The 17,983-nt window shown below is 73.2% G+C and carries 14 protein-coding genes; 6 read left to right on the forward strand and 8 right to left on the reverse strand.

What is annotated here, in order from left to right:
- Nucleotides 1–2 precede the first annotated feature (2 nt).
- Nucleotides 3–1,274, forward strand: coding sequence for a DUF4032 domain-containing protein (locus ABD143_RS10900; RefSeq protein ID WP_343975206.1), 1,272 nt, complete (start codon nt 3–5; stop codon nt 1,272–1,274).
- Here the strand turns inward: ABD143_RS10900 and ABD143_RS10905 are convergent.
- The 8 genes from ABD143_RS10905 to ABD143_RS10940 all read right to left on the reverse strand — a co-directional run bounded on the left by ABD143_RS10905 (nt 1,264) and on the right by ABD143_RS10940 (nt 11,649).
- A complete protein-coding gene (locus ABD143_RS10905) occupies nt 1,264–2,943 on the reverse strand; it encodes a glycoside hydrolase family 13 protein (RefSeq protein ID WP_343975209.1) in 1,680 nt (559 codons plus the stop codon). The two genes, ABD143_RS10900 and ABD143_RS10905, sit on opposite strands and share 11 nt — an antisense overlap.
- Nucleotides 2,933–4,264 carry a hypothetical protein gene (locus ABD143_RS10910; protein WP_343975212.1) on the reverse strand — a complete coding sequence of 444 codons (1,332 nt, stop codon included), beginning with the start codon at nt 4,262–4,264 and terminating at the stop codon, nt 2,933–2,935. Before ABD143_RS10910 ends, ABD143_RS10905 begins: the two co-directional genes overlap by 11 nt.
- Nucleotides 4,265–4,307: 43 nt before the next feature.
- Entirely contained in the window at nt 4,308–6,074 is a 1,767-nt protein-coding gene (gene cydC / locus ABD143_RS10915) for a thiol reductant ABC exporter subunit CydC (protein ID WP_343975215.1), read from the reverse strand.
- 74 nt (nt 6,075–6,148) lie between these two features.
- Nucleotides 6,149–7,870 carry a thiol reductant ABC exporter subunit CydD gene (gene cydD, locus ABD143_RS10920; RefSeq protein ID WP_343975217.1) on the reverse strand — a complete coding sequence of 574 codons (1,722 nt, stop codon included), beginning with the start codon at nt 7,868–7,870 and terminating at the stop codon, nt 6,149–6,151.
- On the reverse strand, nt 7,867–8,868 hold the full coding sequence (gene cydB, locus ABD143_RS10925; RefSeq protein WP_343975220.1) for a cytochrome d ubiquinol oxidase subunit II: 1,002 nt from the start codon (nt 8,866–8,868) through the stop codon (nt 7,867–7,869). Before cydB ends, cydD begins: the two co-directional genes overlap by 4 nt.
- A gap of 9 nt (nt 8,869–8,877) precedes the next feature.
- Nucleotides 8,878–10,323: a cytochrome ubiquinol oxidase subunit I gene (locus ABD143_RS10930; RefSeq protein WP_343975223.1), complete on the reverse strand. Its 1,446-nt coding sequence runs from the start codon at nt 10,321–10,323 to the stop codon at nt 8,878–8,880.
- A 100-nt stretch (nt 10,324–10,423) separates the two neighbouring features.
- The gene (locus tag ABD143_RS10935; RefSeq protein WP_343975225.1) at nt 10,424–11,116 is read right to left on the reverse strand and encodes an anti-sigma factor family protein; all 693 of its coding nucleotides are present in this window, start codon (nt 11,114–11,116) and stop codon (nt 10,424–10,426) included.
- Nucleotides 11,113–11,649 (reverse strand): sigma-70 family RNA polymerase sigma factor, encoded by a 537-nt coding sequence (locus ABD143_RS10940; RefSeq protein ID WP_343975229.1) that lies wholly within the window; start codon nt 11,647–11,649, stop codon nt 11,113–11,115. Before ABD143_RS10940 ends, ABD143_RS10935 begins: the two co-directional genes overlap by 4 nt.
- Before the next feature lie 226 nt (nt 11,650–11,875).
- Between ABD143_RS10940 and ABD143_RS10945 the strand changes: the two genes are divergently transcribed.
- The 5 genes from ABD143_RS10945 to scpA all read left to right on the forward strand — a co-directional run bounded on the left by ABD143_RS10945 (nt 11,876) and on the right by scpA (nt 17,982).
- Nucleotides 11,876–12,589 (forward strand): hypothetical protein, encoded by a 714-nt coding sequence (locus ABD143_RS10945; RefSeq protein ID WP_343975232.1) that lies wholly within the window; start codon nt 11,876–11,878, stop codon nt 12,587–12,589.
- A complete protein-coding gene (locus ABD143_RS10950) occupies nt 12,586–13,257 on the forward strand; it encodes a DUF6529 family protein (RefSeq protein WP_343975234.1) in 672 nt (223 codons plus the stop codon). Before ABD143_RS10945 ends, ABD143_RS10950 begins: the two co-directional genes overlap by 4 nt.
- A gap of 7 nt (nt 13,258–13,264) precedes the next feature.
- Nucleotides 13,265–13,744, forward strand: coding sequence for a Rieske (2Fe-2S) protein (locus ABD143_RS10955; protein ID WP_343975237.1), 480 nt, complete (start codon nt 13,265–13,267; stop codon nt 13,742–13,744).
- Between the two features lie 150 nt (nt 13,745–13,894).
- Complete coding sequence (locus tag ABD143_RS10960) at nt 13,895–15,814, forward strand: methylmalonyl-CoA mutase family protein (RefSeq protein ID WP_343975240.1); 1,920 nt, start codon at nt 13,895–13,897, stop codon at nt 15,812–15,814.
- Entirely contained in the window at nt 15,811–17,982 is a 2,172-nt protein-coding gene (gene scpA / locus ABD143_RS10965; RefSeq protein ID WP_343975243.1) for a methylmalonyl-CoA mutase, read from the forward strand. Before ABD143_RS10960 ends, scpA begins: the two co-directional genes overlap by 4 nt.
- The last annotated feature ends 1 nt before the right edge of the window (nt 17,983 follow it).

The raw sequence follows: 17,983 nt of genomic DNA on the forward strand, positions 1-17,983 counted from the left end.
CCGTGCGCTTCATCTTCCGGCCACCGGCGGCCCACGCGGCGGGGCTGCTGTCGCTGCCGTGGGACGAGCCCCTCGAGGAGTGGCAGGACGACCGGCTCCTCGAGGTGGTCCACCGCGGCATCTCTCGGCACGTGGTGCGGTTCGTCGAGGTCGACGGGAAGGTCTACGCGCTGAAGGAGATCGACGAGCGGCTCGCGCGCCGGGAGTACCGGCTGCTCGGGCAGCTCGAGTCGATGGGGATGCCGGCGGTGTCGGTGCTGGGCGTGTGCGTCGAACGCCCCCCGGTCGACGGGGTCGTTCAGGACGCGGTGCTCGTGACCCGGTTCCTCGACTACTCGATGTCCTACCGGTACGTGTTCTCCCACGGGCACACCGCGCAGCCGACCGACCAGCTGGTCGACGCGATGGTGGAGCTGCTGGTCCGGCTGCACCTGGCGGGGCTGTTCTGGGGCGACTGCTCGCTGTCCAACACCCTGTTCCGGCCCGACGCGGGCAGCATCGGCGCCTACCTGGTCGACGCCGAGACCGCGGAGCTGCACCCGTCGCTGTCGGAGGGGAAGCGCTGGTTCGACATCGAGTACGCGGCCGAGCGCGTCGGCGGCGAGCTGTTCGACCTCCAGTACGGCGGGCTGCTGCCCGAGGACGTCGACCCGGTGGAGATCGCGGCCGAGCTGCCCCGGCGCTACCAGGCCCTCTGGGACGAGCTGACCCGCGAGGAGCTGCTGCGCCCTGACGAGCAGCGCTACCGCGTGGCCGAGCGGGTGGACCGGATCAACGAGCTGGGCTTCGACGTCGACGAGATCGAGCTGATCACCACCGATGACGGCGTGCGGCTGCGGGTGCACACCCAGGTGGCGGAGGCGGGCCGGCACCGCAACCAGCTGTTCGTGCTCACCGGGCTGCAGGTCACCGAGAACCAGGCGCGGCGGCTGCTCAACGACCTGCGCAGCTACCGCGGCTACCTGGAACAGAAGGAGGGCCGGCCGGTCCCGGAGACCGTGGCCGGGCACCGGTGGCGGGCCGAGCAGTTCGACCGGGTGATGGCGCTGGTGCCCGAGGACCTGGCCGACCGGCTGGAGCCCGCCGAGGTGTTCCACGAGATCCTCGAGCACCGCTGGTTCCTGTCGGAGCAGGCGGGCAAGGACGTCGGCACCACGGCGGCCGCGAAGTCCTACATCACCCGGATCCTGCCGCAGACTCCGAGCACGTTGACGGTGCTACCCGGCGCGGACGCGCCTGGGATTGACCCGAGCGCGGACGCGCCTACCGGGTGACCCGGCGCAGCACGCGGGCCTCCCACGCGCGCAGCGGCGCGGTGGCCGGTGCCGCCGGAGCGTCGGGGAGGTTGCCCAGCAGCAGCTCGGCGCCGTCCCACGCGTCGGCCTGCGGCACCGCGGCCGTCACCGGCTCGGCCGAGAAGTTCGCCAGCACGAGCAGCTCCACGTCGCCCCGCTCGTCGTCGCGGTGGCGGCGGCTGAACGCGTAGACGGTCGGGTCGTCGGGCAGCAACATCGTGAAGTCGCCGTGCACGACGGCGGGCTCGTGACACTCGGAGTCCGGGTGCCGGAGTGCGATGAGCGCGCGGTAGTGGTGGAGCACCGACGCGGGGTCGGCCCACTGGTCGGCGGCGTTGATCTCCCGGTGGTTGGGGTTCACCGGGATCCACGGCGTGCCGGTGGTGAACCCGGCGTGCTCGCTCGCGTCCCACTGCACGGGGGTCCGGGCGTTGTCCCGGCCCATCACGCGCAGCGCCGCGAGCACCGTCTCGCTTTCGGCGCCACCGGCCACGGCCTCGGCGTAGTGGCGCAGCGACTCGATGTCGCGGAAGTCGGCGATCGACTCGAACGCCGTGTTCGTCATCCCGAGCTCCTCGCCCTGGTAGACGTACGGCGTGCCGCGTTGCAGGTGCAGCACGGTGGCGAGCAGCTTGGCCGAGGCCACCCGGTGCTCGGGAGCGTCGGAGCCGAAGCGCGACACCGCGCGCGGCTGGTCATGGTTGTTCCAGTACAGGCTGTTCCAGCCGGCGTCGGCCAGCCCCGTCTGCCAGCGGCCGAGCGACGCCTTGAGGTCACGCAGGTCGAGCGGGCGCAGGTCCCACTTGGTGGCGCCCTGGTCGAGCCGGACGTGTTCGAACTGGAACACCATGTCGACCTCGGCCCTCGCCGGGTCGGTGAACAGCCGCGCCTGCTCGACGCTGACCCCTGGCATCTCGCCGACGGTGAGGAACGTGCCGGGACGGGAGGCGAACACCTCGCAGTGCATCTCCTGCAGGAACTCGTGGATGCGGGGCCCGCACAGGAACTCCCCGCTCGCGAGGTCCTTCGAGATCATGTTGATGACGTCCATGCGGAAGCCGTCGACGCCGCAGTCGAGCCACCACCGCATCATCTCGTACACCGCGGCCCTGACCTGCGGGTTCTCCCAGTTCAGGTCCGGCTGCTTGCGGGAGAACAGGTGCAGGTAGTACTCGCCCGTGGTCTCGTCGCGCTCCCAGGCGGGCCCGGAGAAGAACGAGCGCCAGTCGTTGGGGGCCTCGTCGCGCCACCAGTACCAGTCCCGCTTCGGGTTGTCGCGGCTCGATCGCGACTCGGCGAACCACGGGTGCTCGTCCGAGGTGTGGTTGACGACCAGGTCTATCACGAGCCGCATGCCCCGCTCGTGCACGGCCGCCAGCAGCGCGTCGAAGTCGGCGAGTGTGCCGAACACGGGTTCGATGTCGCGGTAGTCGCTGATGTCGTAGCCCGCGTCGTCCTGCGGCGATGGGTAGACGGGCGAGAGCCACAGCACGTCCACTCCGAGCCCGGCGAGGTGGTCGAGCCGGTCAGCGATCCCCGGGAGATCGCCGATGCCGTCACCGTCGGAGTCGGAGAAGCTGCGCGGCCATATCTGGTAGACGACCGCCGACCGCCACCATTCGCCGCCGACCGGCGGCTCAGGAGGCATGGTTCGTGACCGTCACAGCCCATCCGGGAACCGGCCCCGTCTCCGGGGTGACCTGCGCGTCCGCACCGGTCAGGTTCACGACCACCGCGCCATCGGGCGCGCGGAACACGAGGAGCGGGAGCGTGCGCGAGCGGCTGATCTCCACGTCACCCTTGGCGAGCCGGGGGACGAGCCACTCCCAGGCCGCGGTGAGCGGCGTCGGCTGCCCGCCGTCGTCCTGGGTGCTGTCGGTCCAGAGCGCGGCGTACTGCAGCCCGTGCCCCTGCGGGCCCCACAGCAGCGCGACCGAGGCGCCGGACTGGGCGTATGCGGCCACCGCGGCGAGCGTCGCGACCGCGCTGGCCGGGCTGTCCGCGGCTCCTTCCTCTCCCTTGGGCACGTCCGGGTAGAACTCCGCCCACCAGATCGGTAGGTCGGTCCGCGCGCGCAGCCACTTGGTGAGGTCGGCGAACTTCTGTGCGCCCTGGTCGACGGTCTTCGGAAGTGTGTCCTGCCGGGTGGAGGTGGACCCGTCGACCGCGAGGAAGTCGGCGCCGACGTTGTTCTGCAGCCAGTAATCGACGACGTCGAGCGCCCGCTGGTCGGCCACCCCCCACGCCCCGCTGACATCCGACGAGTCGGGCGTGCCCGGGTCGAGGCTGGTGAGCACCACGTACGGGCCGCCGACCTCGACATCGGAGCGGACCGCCTTCACCGCCCGGTAGATCTGGTTGTAGAGGTCGGTGTAGCCCTCGTAGTCCCAGCGGTTGTCCTCCTGGTGGTAGAAGCCCTTGAGCTCGTTCCACACCAGCACCCGCTCGATCTGCGGGTAACGCTCGACGGTCGCGGCGACCAGCTTGGCGTAGTCGGCGAAATGCGACGGCTGGGGTTCGACCTCCAGGCGCGACCAGTCCGTCTTGCCCGCCTGGCCGCCCTTCATCCAGTCCGGGGCGCAGCAGGCGGTGAGCACCGTCCGCCCGCCGGTCTCCTCGACCAGTTGCATGCGTTGGTCCAAGGTGTCCCAGTCGTACTGTCCCGGGGAGGGCTCGGGGTTGTTGGTGCCGAAACCCATGAGGTGGACGTTCTGCCAGCTCCCACCGTTGGTGGAGAGGATGTCCATCCCGCGCTGGCGGGCGGCGTCGGGCTCCTCCGGGTCGAGGCTGTCCTCGGTGTGGGTCACACCCAGGTCGAGGTTCCCCGCCTGCGGCGTCCAGGAGAACGTGTTGTCGGCCTCGATCGCCTGCAGCGTCTGCTCCGAGACGGACGGCGGCTCGCTGGAACAGGCCGCCAGCGCCATGACGAGCGCCGCGAGCACCACGGCGAGGAGGCGGGGAGAACGCACGGGTACCTCATTAGACGGTCAGTGAACGGTGCGAGGCGGGACCTTATCGGCCCCGCCCTTTGGCTCCGGACACTGGCAGGCCCTCGCTGTGGTGGGGCTGAGAGCAGGTGGACGTCGCGTGTGCCGAGCGGTACCAGCCCGGCCGTGCGAGAAGTTCGGCGTGCGTCCCCCGCTGGACGACCCGGCCCGCCACGAGGACCACGACCTGGTCCAGCTGGTCGAGCCGGGTGAGGTCGTGGGTGACGAGCACGAGCGACCGGCCCGCGGTCGCTGCGAGCAGGTCGTCGAGTACGGCGTCGCGGGTGTCGGGGTCGAGGTGTGCGGTGGGCTCGTCCAGCACCAGGAGCGGCGGCCGGTCGCCGTCTGCCCCGGCGAGCAGCGCGCGGGCCAGCGCCAGCCGCTGCCGCATTCCACCCGACAGGGTGGTCCCGTGCGCGCCGACCTCGGCGTCCAGCCCGCCCGCCGCCCGTACGCCGCCGTCGAGCCGCACGCGGCGGAGCACTCCCCACAGCTCGTGGTCGGACGCGCCCGGCCGGGCGAGCCGCAGGTTCTCCCGGACGGTGCTGTCGAACACGTGCGGGTCCTGCGGCATCCCCGTGATCCGTTCGCGCACGGCGTCCGGCTCGCGGGTGGTGACGTCGACGCCGTCGAGCAGCACGGAGCCCGAGTCGGGGTCGCGGAACCGGAACAGGACGTCTGCCAGCGTGCTCTTGCCCGACCCGCTGGGCCCCACGACGGCCACCCGCTGCCCCGGGGCGAGGTCGAGATCCACGCCGTCGAGTGCCCATGGATCGCGTCGCGCGTAGCGGACGCGCAGGTCGCGCACCCGGAGGCCGGGTGCGTCCGGCACGTCCGGGACGGCGGATCGCCGTGCCACCGCGGGCGGGGTGTCGAGCACCCCGAAGAGCCGGGCTCCCGCGGCTCGGACCGCCCCGAGCCGGGCCGCGGCGGCGGGCAGCGGCGCCACGATCTCGAACGCGGCCAGCGACGTGAGCACCAGCACGGCCAATGGCACGGTCGTCAGCACCCCCGCCTGCACTGCGGCGACACCCAGGAGGAGCGTGCCCCACAGCGTCAGCCCGGCGAGCAGGGCGGACGCGCCCGCCCCCAGCCCGAGCAGCCCGGCGTCACGGCGTTCGACGCGGGTGAGCTCGGCGTCGGCGGCCTCCACCCGCGCGAGCGCGGCCGGCATGGCCCCGTAGGCGACGAGGTCGGGCGCGCCGTGCAGGGCGTCGAGCAGCGAGACGGAGAGCGCGCTGCGGGCCGCGGCCCGCTGCCTGCCCGGCGCGCGGCCGGCAGCGGCAGCCGCCAGCGGCAGGGCGACCCCGCCGAGCATCAGCCCGGCCCCCAGCAGCACTCCGCCGGGAACCAGCAGCGCGGTGCTGACGGCCACCGCCCCGGCCCCGGTGACGAGTGCGGCGAGCGGCGGGGTGAGGCCGCGGATCAGGAGGTCCTGAGTGGCGTCGGTGTCGCTGACGAGCCGCGTGACGAGGTCGCCGCTGCGGAACCGGTGCACCGGCTCGGTCCGGGCCAGCCGTGCGTAGACGCGCACCCGCACGTCCGCCAGCGTGCGGAGCGCGGCGTCGTGCGTGACGACCCGTTCCAGGTAGCGGGCCACGCCGCGGGTGACGCCCAGTGCCCGGGTGGTGACGATAGCGACGCTCAGCGCCGTGAGTGGCGGCTGCGCCGCGGCGGCGGCGATCAGCCAGGCCGCCACGACCAGCAGCGCGACCCCCGCGGCGGTGGCGGTGGCCCCGGCGAGCGCCCCGAGCGCGAACCGGACCCCCCGCGGCCGCGCAAGGGCCACCATCCGCAGGAGCGGAGAGGCGCCCCCGGATGCCAGGCTCCCGGATGTCAGGCCCCCAGATCTCAGGCCCCCGGATCTCAGGAAAGCCACGTTGCAGTCATCTCCCGCCCTGAACGTGGCTTTCCAGGCATCGGGTTGGGCAGTTCCAGCACCTCGTCGGCCACCTCCGTCCAGCCGCCGTCGTGGGCGACCACCACTCCGGTGCGTCCGATGAGAAGCCGGGCGGCGGCGGCGCGCACCGCCGCGGCGTGCCCGGGGTCGAGGTGCGCGGTCGGTTCGTCGAGCAGCACGACCGGCGCGTTCCCTGCGGCCTCGGCCGTCTCCACCCGCAGGAACGCCCTGGCGAGCGCGATCCGCTGGCGCTGCCCGGCCGACAGGCGGCTCCCGCGCTCGCCCAGCCGGGTCGCGTAGCCGTCGGGGAGCGCCGCCACCACGTCGGCGGCCTCCGCGAGCCGGGCGGCCCGCCGCACCGCGGCGTCGGGCGCGTCGGGGGCGCCGAGGCGGATGTTGTCGGCCACCGACGCGTCGAACAGGTACGGGTGCTGGGGCACCCACGCGATCCGGCGCCGCCAGGCGTCCGCGTCGAGCTCCTCCAGGTCGCGATCGCCCACGGTGATCCGGCCCGACGTCGGGTTGGCAAAACGGAGCAGCAGCGCCAGCAGGCTCGTCTTGCCCGCCCCGCTCGGCCCGGTGACGAGGGTGGTGGTGCCGGGGGCGAGCACGAGGTCGACCCCGGCGAGCGCGGGCTCGCTGCGTCCCGGGTAGGTGAGCCCCACCCCGGCGAAGCGGATCTCCGGCCCTCCGGCCGGGAGCGTGCCGGGCACCGGGGCGGCCGGCGCCGGCCCGCTCTCCAGCACCGCGAACACCCGCTCCGCGGCGGCCACGCCTTCCGTGCTGGCGTGGAACCGGGCGCCCACCTCGCGCAGCGGAAGGTAGGCCTCCGGGGCGAGGATGAGCACGAGCAGCGCCGTCTCCAGGTCGAGACGCCCGTACAGCAGCCGCAGCCCGATCTCGACGGCGACGATCGCGACGGCGAGCGTGGCGAGCAGCTCCAGCACGAACGCCGACAGGAATGCCACCCGGAGCGTGCCCATCGTCGCGTTGCGGTGCTGATCGGTGACCTTGCGAATGAGCGCAGCCTCGGCCTTCGCGCGGCGGAACACGGCGAGCGTCGGCAGCCCCTCGACGACGTCGAGGAAGTGGCCGCCGAGCCGTTCGAGCAGCCGCCACTGCCGCCGGGTGCGGGCCTGGGTGTGCCACCCGACGAGCGCCATGAACAGCGGGATCAGCGGCAGCGTCAGCGCGATCACCAGCGCCGATACCCAGTCCGCCCGCGCGACGACGGCCAGAACGGCGAGCGGTACGAGCGCGGCCAGCACCAGTTGGGGCAGGTAGCGGGCCACGTAGTCGTCGAGGGCGTCCAGTCCGCGGGTCGCGAGCGTGACCAGCTCGCCCGCTCCGACGGCAGGCGGCCGCGCGCTCGCGGTCACGTGCCGGACGAGCCTGCGCCGCAGGTCGGACTTCACCCGGGCGGCGCTGCGCAGCGCCGCGGTCTCCGCGCCGGTGGCGAGGCCCGCCCTGGCCACTGCGACGAGGGCGACGGCGGCCACGGTGCCGGCGAGCTCCCCAGCCCCGAGTGTTCCGGCCCCGAGTGTCCCGGCGCCGGCGACGATCCGGGCCACCAGCCAGGCCTGGGCCAGGATCAGGCCGGTCAGCGCGAGCCCGCACGCGGCGGTGACGACGAGGTGCACCCGCACGGCTCGGGTGCTGCGGACCAGCCGGGGGTCGAGCGGCCTCATGAGACGTGCGCCCGGGTGACCCGCCTGCGGAACACCCAGTAGCTCCAGCCCTGGTAGAGCAGCACCAGCGGCAGGAACACGGCGCCGACCCAGCTCAGCACGCCGAGCGAGTACGGACCGGATGCGGCGTTCGTGACCGTCAGGTCGAACGCGGGGTCGGTGAGCGAGGGCAGCACGGCCGGGTACAGCGAGCCGAACAGCACCACGACGACCGCGGCGACCGAGACCGCGGTGGCCGTGAACGCCCAGCCCTCCCGGCGCCGCGCGACGAGCAGCGCGGCGGCGAGCAGTGCGGCCGTGCCGGCCGCCGCGGCGAGACCGGTCCAGCCGGTGCCGTGGTCGGCCAGCGTCCAGAGCAGGAACGCAACCACGGCAGCGGTCGCCGCCGAGGCGGTCCGGCGCGCGACGACCCTGGCCCGGTGCCGCACGGGCCCGTCGGTCTTGAGGGCGAGGAACACCGCGCCGTGCAGCACACACAGCGCGAGCAGCGCGAGCCCGCCCGCCAGGGCGTAGGGGTTGAGCAGGTCGAGCAGGCTGGAGGTGACGACGCCGTCCGGGCCCAGCTGTACCCCCCGCACGACGTTCGCGAGCACCAGGCCCCATGTGAACGCGGGCACCGCGCTCCCGGCGACGATCACGGCGTCCCAGCGGGCCCGCCAGCGCGGGTCGTCGACCTTGCCGCGGTACTCGAACGCCACCCCCCGGCCGATGAGCGCAACGATGATCAGCAGGACCGGCAGGTAGAAGCCGCTCAGCGTGGCCGCGTACCAGGCCGGGAACGCGGCGAACATCGCGCCGACCGCGGTGATGAGCCAGACCTCGTTGCCGTCCCACACCGGGCCGATCGCGTTGATCACGACCCGGCGGTCGGCCTCGCGCTCAGAGCCCCGGCCGAGCACCGGCAGCAGCATCCCGACGCCGAAGTCGAAGCCCTCGAGCACCAGGTAGCCGGTCCAGAGCACGGCGATCCCGACGAACCACACACTGGGGAGATCCACGGCCTTCTCCTAATAGGTGAACGCAGGGACGTTGTCGGGCTCGCGCTCGCCCTCACGTGGGTAGGGCATGACGTGCTCCGGGCCTGCCTTGACGTAGCTCCAGAGGAGCCGGCCCTCGACCACGGCGAGCACGCCGTAGATCGCGGTGAACAGCGACAGCGAGAACGCGACCTCGCCGAGGCTCACGCCGGGGGAGACGCTCGCGGCGGTGAGCAGCTCGCCCACGACCGTCCAGGGCTGGCGGCCCAGCTCGGTGAGCACCCACCCGAAGATGTTCGCCGCGAGAGCCGCGGGGAGCCCCGCCATCGCCAGCCGGTACATCCACGGGCGCACCGGGGGTGCCTTGCGGCGGGTCAGCCAGAGGCCCACCACACCGACGCCGACCCCGGCCAGGCCGAGTCCGATCATCAGCCGGAACGCCCAGTAGAGCACCGGGATGTTCGGGGTGTAGTCGCCCGGCCCGAACTGCTCGGTGAACCGGGCCTGCAGGTCGTTGATGCCCTGGACCTCGCCGGCGGGCGAGCCGGTGGCGAGGAAGCTCAGGACGTAGGGGACCTCCAGGTCCACGAAGTTGCGCCCGATCGCGACTTCGCCGCCTGCCGAGCTGATCTCGGAGTTGCCGACGGCGAAGAGTGAGAACCCCGCGGCGTCGGTGGTGTCCCACAGCGCTTCGGCCGAGGCGAGCTTCATCGGCTCGTACTCGGCCATGAGCTTCGCCTGGTGGTCGCCCGAGAGCGTCACCACGGCGCCGGCGACGAGCGTGGTGATGAGACCGGCGCGCAGCGTGCGCCGGAACATGCCCGGCTCGCTCGGGTGCGGGCTCGCGTCGGCGTGCAGCAGCTTGTACGCGCTCACGGCCACGACGAAGAGCCCGGCGACGACGAACGAGGCGCTGACGACGTGCAGGTAGGTCGACCAGGCCTGCGGGTTGGTGAGCACGGCGCCGATGTCGGTGAGGTGCGCGCGCCCGGTGGCCGGGTCGACGGTGAAGCCGACGGGGTGCCGCATCCAGGCGTTGGCGGAGAGGATGAAGTAGGCCGAGAGGTTGGAGCCGATCGCCGCCGCCCAGATCGTCGCCAGGTGCACACGCCGGGGGAGCCGGTCCCAGCCGAAGATCCACAGGCCGAGGAACGTGGACTCCAGGAAGAACGCGAGCAGCGCCTCCAGCGCCAGCGGGACGCCGAAGACGTCACCGACGAACGTGGAGTAGGTGCTCCAGTTCATCCCGAACTGGAACTCCTGGACGATCCCGGTCACCACGCCCATCGCGAAGTTGATCAGGAAGAGCTTCCCGAAGAACTTCGTGGCCCGGAGGTACTCGGGGCGCCCGGTGCGGTGCCATGCGGTCTGCAGCGCGGCGACGACCACGGACAGCCCGATCGTCAGCGGCACGAACAGGAAGTGATAGATCGTCGTGATCCCGAACTGCCACCTGGCCAGGTCCAGGGCGTTCACACCGCGCCTCCGATCGTCGAACTTCTACGTCCTGTAGTAGTTCTACAGGAAGTAGAAGTTCGGCGGAACGGAGGGTGTCGTGGATCTCTGGAACAGCCTTCTACGTCTGGGCCACCGCGAACTCGTGGCCGGCCTCGTTCTCCACGACCACCGCCGTGACCTGGTCGGGGGCGACGAGCGCCGAGCCGTCGAGCGTCACCCCGTCGCGCCAGCCCGTGGGCGAGACGAGCCAGCTCCCGGCCACCTCGCGCCTGCCGTCCGCGGCCACCACCACGAGCCGGCAGCGCTCACCGGCCGGCACACCGACGACCGTTGCGCGCAACCGCACCCAGCCCGCGGCGGGGCTGACGGTGGCCGTCATGGAGACGCCGGGGTCGCCGCCGCCGGTGAGCACCATCGCGTCGGCCGACGGGGCGGGTGCCGCGGCCACGACCGGCGGCGCGGTGGTGCGGCCGATCGCAACACCACCCGCGAGCACGGCGGCGAGCGCCACGGCGGCCGCGCCGACCAGCGCGAGCGCGCGGCGGCGGCGCCGCGCACCCGCCTCATCGCGGACCTGCCGCAGGGTGCGCTGCAGCAGCAGGTCGCCCCCGTCGGGCGGCCCGTCGAGGAATGCCTCCGGTGGCACGTCGTCGAGCAGGTCGACCATCTCGAACAGTTCCTCCCACTCGCGACGGCACTCGGGGCAGCCGGCCAGGTGTTCCTCGACCGCGCGGGACTGCGCGGGGTCGAGCAGCCCGAGGACGTGGGCGCCCAGTTCTTCCAGGTCGTGTGGGCTGGGGTGGCGGTTCATGCCGGAACCCCGTTCTCCGCAGGCTCTCCGTCACGCTGGAGCGACGCCCGCAGCGCCCGCAGCGCGTAGTAGGACCGGGACTTGACCGTGCCGGCCGGGATGCCGAGCGCGGTCGCGGCCTCGCCGAGGCTGCGGCCCTGGAAGTAGATCTGGTCCAGCACCCCCCGGTGGTCCTCGGACAGCTCGTCGAGCGCGGCCATCACGGTGACCGACGCGACCACGCTGTCGGCGTGGTCGCGCACCATCGGCGGGGCGTCCGGGTTCTCCGCGACCTCCTGCGGCCGGGCCGCCTTGGCCCGGAAGCGGTCGGTGACCAGATTGCGCACCACGGTGAGCAGCCACCCCCTCGTCGATCCCTTGCCGTTGGTGAGGACCTCCGGATGTCGCCAGGCTCTGATCAGCGTCTCCTGCACCACGTCCTCAGCGGTGGCACGGTCACCGGTCAAGCGTGTGGCGTAGGCCAGCAGCGCGCGCCCGTGTTCTTGGTAGATGGTGTGCACCAGTGCCTCGTCACGATCACGGGCGTCGGGCATGGGCGGGGGCTCCCCGGGGCTGGGTCGGGCCTGGACGAGCGCGGAACCCTAGCGGCTCCTGCCACCCACACGTGTGGCCGGGGCCGACGGTTCATCGGCGACACGCCCAGTTCCTGCCGACTGTCCTGGAACGTCCCGAAAAGTCATGAACCGTTTCGGGCGCCCGGCCGTGTGCTGGTTGAGCACGGTCCGGTTCGACCGGGCCCGAGATCTCTGGGGGGAGACCATGGCCAGGTATGCACCGTTCGCGACACTCGCGGCCGTCGCTGCGCTGGGCGGGGCGCTGTTCGTCGTCAACGAGGTGAACAACCCGGCGAACGTACCCGGCGTCGTCGGGGAGTCGCCGGGTGGCCCCGCCGCGCCGCCCGTCCCGCCGATTCTCGCCGCCCCCGCCGCGCCCAATCCCGCGCCTGCCGTGGAACCCCCTCCTGCTCCGGAACCCCCTGCCGTCGCCGAGGAGTCCTACGCGGGGCGGACGGCGGGCAACGAGGCGACGGTCGCGATCGCGGTGAAGGACGGGCGGGCCGTCGGGTACGTCTGCGACGGCGACGAGATCGAGGCATGGCTCGAGGGCACGCTCGAGGGCGACCTGCTCACGTTGCGCGGCGCCGACGGCAGCACCGCCACTGTGACCGGCACGTCCACTGCTGCGGCCACTCTCGGCACGGTGACCGTCGGGGGGACGAAGTGGCCGTTCTCCGCGGCGCGTGTCGACGCGCCCGCGGGGCTGTACGAGGGCAACGCGAGCGTCCGGGGGGTCGCAACCCGGGTCGGGTGGATCGTCACCGGTGACGGCGAGGTCACGGGGGTGGCCAACAGCGCGGGGCGGCGCGGCCCGGCGCCCGCCCTCGACCCGGCCGACCCCTACGCCGTCGAGGTGAACGGCGTGCCCGTGGCCGTCTCCGTGATCGACGGCGGCGACGCGGTGATCCGGCGATGAACGTCCGGACAAAGGCCCGCGCCGGGTGGCGCGCCGAGCCGCTCCCCGAGCAGCGGACCGAACCGCCCACGAGGCTCGACGTCGACCCCCACGCCGATTCCCCGACCGACCCCGGCCGCCGCGCCGCGAGCTCCGGGCCACGGGGCCTGCTGGTCGCCGCCGCGATCGGCTCGCTGGCCGCGGTCGGCCTCGGCGCGTACGGGCGGTTGCACGAGCCTCAGTTCGTCGCGGTCAGCCTCGCAGGCTTCTCCAGCGGCACCGCGGTGAAGGCCTGGCTCGCCACGGTGGCGTTCGTGCTGGCGCTCGTTCAGATGGGGACGGCGTCGGCCATGTACCGGCGCCGCGTGCCGCCGGTGGTCCGCCCACCGGCGTGGGTGCCCGTGCTGCACCGGTGGTCCGGCCGGATCGCGGTGCTCGTGACGGTGCCGGTCGCCGTGCACTGCCTCTACGCGCTCGGCTTCCAAGGTGGCGACACGCGGGTGCTCCTGCACTCGCTTCTCGCGTGCTTCTTCTACGGCGTGTTCGTCACCAAGATGCTCGTGCTGCAGCAGGCCCGCGGGCCGCGGTCGGCGCTGCCGCTGCTCGGCGGGGCTCTCTTCACCGCCATGACCGCAGTCTGGCTCAGCTCGGCCGTGTGGTTCTTCACCACGTCCGGCTTGACGTTCTAGGAGGACCATGTCCGTCAACCTCACTCGGCGCGCCGTGGTGGCAGGCGCCTGCGGCACGGCGTGCGTCGCCGCCCTGAGCGCCTGCGCGAGCTACCGCTCCGGCGCGCCGGCAGCCGCGGTCGCTCCGGCACCTGCGGCGCAGCAGGTGCCCCCGACGGTGCCGGCCGACCCGTCCGCCGCTCCTGGGGCCGCGGCCGGGCCTGCCCCGCTGGTCAGCACGTCCGCCGTCCCGGTGGGCGGGGGAGTGGTCCTCGCCGAGCAGGACGTCGTCGTCACCCAGCCCGTTGCGGGGGAGTTCCACGCGTTCTCCGCCACCTGCACCCACCAGGGATGCGCCGTCGACGAGATCGCGGACGGCACCATCAACTGCCCCTGCCACGGCAGCCAGTTCGCGGTCGAGGACGGGTCGGTGGTCGCGGGCCCGGCGGGCAGCCCGCTCCCCGAGCGGGCGATCCGGGTCGAGGGCGGCTCGATTGTGCTCGCCTGACCTGCGGTGACGGGCCGCGGCACGACGAAAGGTGCCTCGGATCACGGTCGTCATGGCGCGTGCGCCGAGGTGACCGGTCAGTAGAATCCTGGCGATCTGACCGCACACGGCACAGCGGCGGCCGCGTGGGTCGCAGAGGAGTCGAGGGCGATGAACACTGCCAAGGTGGACAGCGGCGCGCTCGACGAGGGCGCACCCGCAGAGCCCGAGGAGCTGCCCCTCGCGGCCGGGTTCCCGGCGCCCACCCGCGAGGGGTGGGCCGCGCTGGTCGACGAGGTCGTGCGGAAGGCCGGCAGGCTCGGCGCCGACGCGGAGCCGGGCGCCGGGGTCGACCAGCTCTGCTGGTCCACCCCCGACGGCATCACCATGCGGCCGCTCTACACCGCCGACGACGCCCGGGACGACACAGCAGGTGTACCTGGCGCCGCGCCGTTCGTCCGCGGCTCCCGCCCTAACGGTCCGGCGCCCGACGGCTGGGACGTCCGGCAGCGGCACGCGGAGCCGGACGCCGAAGCCGCGAACGCGGCGGTGATCGCCGATCTCGAGAACGGCGTCACGTCGGTGTGGCTCGCGGTCGGTACCGGCGGCGTCCCCGTGGCCGATATCCCCGCCGCGCTCGACGGCGTGCTGCTCGACCTCGCGCCCGTCGTACTCGACGCCTCCGGCGACGCCGCGGACGCCGAACTCGCCGCCGCGGAGGCGTTCCTCGCGCTCGCCGCCGACCGCGGGGTGGCTCCGGACGCGCTGCTCGGCACACTCGGGCTCGACCCGGTCGGGCGGCGGGCCCGCACCGGGACCGGGCCGGACGTCGCCGCCGTCGTCCCGCTCGCCCGGCGGGTGGCCGCCGAGTTCCCCCAGGTCCGCGCTGTGGTGGTCGACGCGCTCCCGGTGCACCTCGCGGGCGCCTCCGACGCGCAGGAGCTGGGCTGGTCGCTCGCCGCGGGGGTCGCCTACCTTCGCGAGCTGACCGGCGCCGGTCTCGACGTCCCGGGCGCCGCGCGCCTGCTCGAGTTCCGCTACGCGGCCACCGCAGAGCAGTTCCCGACGATCGCGAAGCTGCGCGCGGCCCGTCGGCTGTGGTCGCGGGTCACGGAGGCGTGCGGGGCGCCCGTCCCGCAGGCCCAGCACGCCGTCTGCTCGCCCGCGATGCTCACCCGCCGCGACTCGTACGTGAACCTGCTCCGAGGTACCGTCGCCGGTTTCGCCGCGGGTGTGGGCGGTGCCGACGCCGTCACGGTGGCCCCGTTCGACGCAGCGATCGGCGCCCCCGAGGGGTTCTCCCGCCGGATCGCGCGCAACACCCAGTCGCTGCTGGTGCAGGAGGCGCACGCGGCGAGGGTCATCGACCCCGCGGGTGGCTCGTGGCTCGTCGAGTCCCTCACCGCGGAGCTGGCCACCGCGGCGTGGGCGTTCCTCCAGGAGATCGAGGCGGCGGGCGGGGCGGTCGCCGCGCTGGACGCCGGACTGGTGGCCGAGCGCGTGGGCGAGGTGCGCGAGCGGCGCCGCACGGCCGCCGCCCGGCGGAAGGCCCCGATCACGGGTGTCAGCGAGTTCGCCGACCTCGCCGAACCGGCCGTCACCCGGCGCGCGCTGCCGGAGCCGCCCGCAGGCGGGCTCCCGCGGTACCGGCCTGCGGAGCCGTACGAGGCGTTCCGGGACCGCTCGGACGCCATGCTCGCCGAGACCGGCGCCCGGCCGCGCGCGTTCCTCGCCACCCTCGGTCCGCTCGCGGCCTACACCGTCCGGGCCGGCTTCGCCCGCAACCTCCTCCAGGCGGGGGGCATCGAGGCGCCGGACGCGGGGCCGACGGAGACCGCGGCCGAGGTCGCCGAGGCGTTCCGGGAGGCGGGCACCCCCGTCGCGGTGCTGTGCTCCACCGACGCGCTCTACGGCGAGCGCGGGGCCGAGACCGTCGCGGCGCTGCGGGACGCCGGAGCGCGGTACGTCCTACTGGCGGGAAAGGCCGGGGTCGAAGAGGTCGATGGGCACATGGCGGCGGGCGGCGACGCGCTCGCCGTGATCGGGTCCGTGTACGAGGCGATCGACATGGCGCTGGAGGTGTCCGCATGACCGTCCCGGACTTCACGCAGGTCCCGCTGGAGAGCACCGCAGCGCCCGCCACCGGGTGGACAGGCGACGTCCCCACCTGGGAGTCGCCGGAGGGCATCGCCGTCAAGCCGCTCTACACCGCCGCCGACCTCGACGGCGTCGACTTCCTGCGGACCTACCCGGGCATCGCGCCATACCTGCGCGGCCCGTACCCGACGATGTACACCACCCAGCCCTGGACGGTCCGCCAGTACGCGGGGTTCTCCACGGCTACCGAGTCCAACGCCTTCTACCGGCGCAACCTCGCCGCGGGCCAGAAGGGCCTCTCCATCGCGTTCGACCTCGCGACGCACCGCGGCTACGACTCCGACCACCCCCGCGTGGCGGGCGACGTCGGCATGGCGGGTGTGGCCATCGACTCGATCTACGACATGCGCCAGCTCTTCGACGGCATCCCGCTCGGCGAGATGTCCGTGTCGATGACGATGAACGGCGCGGTGCTGCCCGTGCTCGCGCTCTACATCGTGGCGGCCGAGGAGCAGGGTGTGCCGCACGACCGGCTCACGGGGACCATCCAGAACGACATCCTCAAGGAGTTCATGGTCCGCAATACCTACATCTACCCGCCGCAGCCGTCGATGCAGATCATCTCCGACATCTTCGCGTTCACCTCGCGCGAGATGCCGCGGTTCAACTCGATCTCCATCTCCGGCTACCACATCCAGGAGGCCGGGGCCACCAACGACCTGGAGCTGGCCTACACGCTCGCCGACGGCGTCGAGTACCTGCGGGCCGGGATCGACGCGGGGCTCTCGGTCGACCGGTTCGCCCCACGGCTGTCGTTCTTCTTCGGCATCGGCATGAACTTCTTCATGGAGGTCGCGAAGCTGCGCGCGGCGCGGCTGCTGTGGGCGAAGCTGGTGAAGCAGTTCGACCCGCAGAACGACAAGTCGCTCTCCCTGCGCACGCATTGCCAGACGTCGGGGTGGTCGCTCACCGCCCAGGACGTCTACAACAACGTGGTCCGCACGTGTGTGGAGGCGATGGCGGCCACCCAGGGGCACACGCAGAGCCTGCACACCAACGCCTTGGACGAGGCGCTGGCGCTGCCGACGGATTTCTCCGCCCGGATCGCCCGCAACACCCAGTTGCTGTTGCAGCAGGAGTCGGGCACCACGAAGGTGATCGACCCATGGGGCGGCAGCCACTACGTGGAGCGGCTCACCTACGACCTCGCGCGCCGGGCGTGGGCGCACATCGAGGAGGTGGAGCGCGCGGGCGGGATGGCGCAGGCGATCGACGCGGGGCTGCCGAAGCTGCGCGTCGAGGAGGCCGCGGCGCGCACCCAGGCGCGCATCGACTCCGGCCGCCAGCCGGTGATCGGGGTGAACAAGTACGTGGTGGACCAGGACGAGGACGTCGAGGTCCTCAAGGTCGACAACGCCGGCGTTCGCCGCGAGCAGGTGGAGAAGCTGCGGCGGCTGCGCGAGGAGCGCGACTCCCGGGAGGTCGACGCCGTGCTGCAGGCCCTGACGGACGCGGCGGCGCTGATCGCCGAGGGCTCCCCGCGCACCGACGAGCAGAACCTGCTGGCTCTGTCGGTTGCGGCGGCCCGGGCGAAGGCCACGGTCGGGGAGATCTCCGACGCGCTGGAGAAGGTCTTCGGGCGCCACTCCGGCCAGATCCGCATCATTTCCGGTGTGTACTCCGAGGAGGCCGGCCAGAGCCCGGCGATAGAACGGGCCCGGGAGCTCGTGGCCGAGTTCGCGGCGGAGGAGGGGCGCCAGCCGCGCATCCTCGTCGCGAAGATGGGCCAGGACGGGCACGACCGGGGCCAGAAGGTGATCGCCACGGCGTTCGCCGACCTCGGGTTCGACGTCGACGTGGGCCCGCTGTTCCAGACCCCGGCCGAGGTGGCGCGCCAGGCCGTGGAGGCCGACGTGCACGTCGTCGGGGTGAACTCGCTGGCTGCCGGGCACCTGACGCTGGTGCCGGAGCTGCGCAAGGAGCTCGCGGAGCTGGACCGGGCCGACATCATGATCGTCGTCGGCGGGGTGGTGCCGCCGGGTGACTACCCCGCGCTGTTCGATGCGGGCGCCGCCGCGGTGTTCGGGCCCGGCACCGTGATCGCCGAGGCCGCCGTCGACCTGCTCGGCAAGCTCACCGCGCAGCTGCACACCGCGCCGTAAC

It is taken from the genome of Pseudonocardia aurantiaca (assembly GCF_039526725.1).
In the GTDB taxonomy this organism is placed as follows: Bacteria; Actinomycetota; Actinomycetes; order Mycobacteriales; family Pseudonocardiaceae; genus Pseudonocardia; species Pseudonocardia aurantiaca.

Bases quoted from the DNA above. Each gene is read 5' to 3' on its own strand.
- ABD143_RS10905 (WP_343975209.1), bottom strand. From the start codon at position 2,943: ATGCCTCCTGAGCCGCCGGTCGGCGGCGAATGGTGGCGGTCGGCGGTC.
- cydC (WP_343975215.1), bottom strand. From the start codon at position 6,074: ATGGTGGCCCTTGCGCGGCCGCGGGGGGTCCGGTTCGCGCTCGGGGCG.
- cydD (WP_343975217.1), bottom strand. From the start codon at position 7,870: ATGAGGCCGCTCGACCCCCGGCTGGTCCGCAGCACCCGAGCCGTGCGG.
- ABD143_RS10935 (WP_343975225.1), bottom strand. From the start codon at position 11,116: ATGAACCGCCACCCCAGCCCACACGACCTGGAAGAACTGGGCGCCCAC.
- ABD143_RS10940 (WP_343975229.1), bottom strand. From the start codon at position 11,649: ATGCCCGACGCCCGTGATCGTGACGAGGCACTGGTGCACACCATCTAC.
- ABD143_RS10945 (WP_343975232.1), top strand. From the start codon at position 11,876: ATGGCCAGGTATGCACCGTTCGCGACACTCGCGGCCGTCGCTGCGCTG.
- ABD143_RS10950 (WP_343975234.1), top strand. From the start codon at position 12,586: ATGAACGTCCGGACAAAGGCCCGCGCCGGGTGGCGCGCCGAGCCGCTC.
- ABD143_RS10955 (WP_343975237.1), top strand. From the start codon at position 13,265: ATGTCCGTCAACCTCACTCGGCGCGCCGTGGTGGCAGGCGCCTGCGGC.
- ABD143_RS10960 (WP_343975240.1), top strand. From the start codon at position 13,895: ATGAACACTGCCAAGGTGGACAGCGGCGCGCTCGACGAGGGCGCACCC.
- scpA (WP_343975243.1), top strand. From the start codon at position 15,811: ATGACCGTCCCGGACTTCACGCAGGTCCCGCTGGAGAGCACCGCAGCG.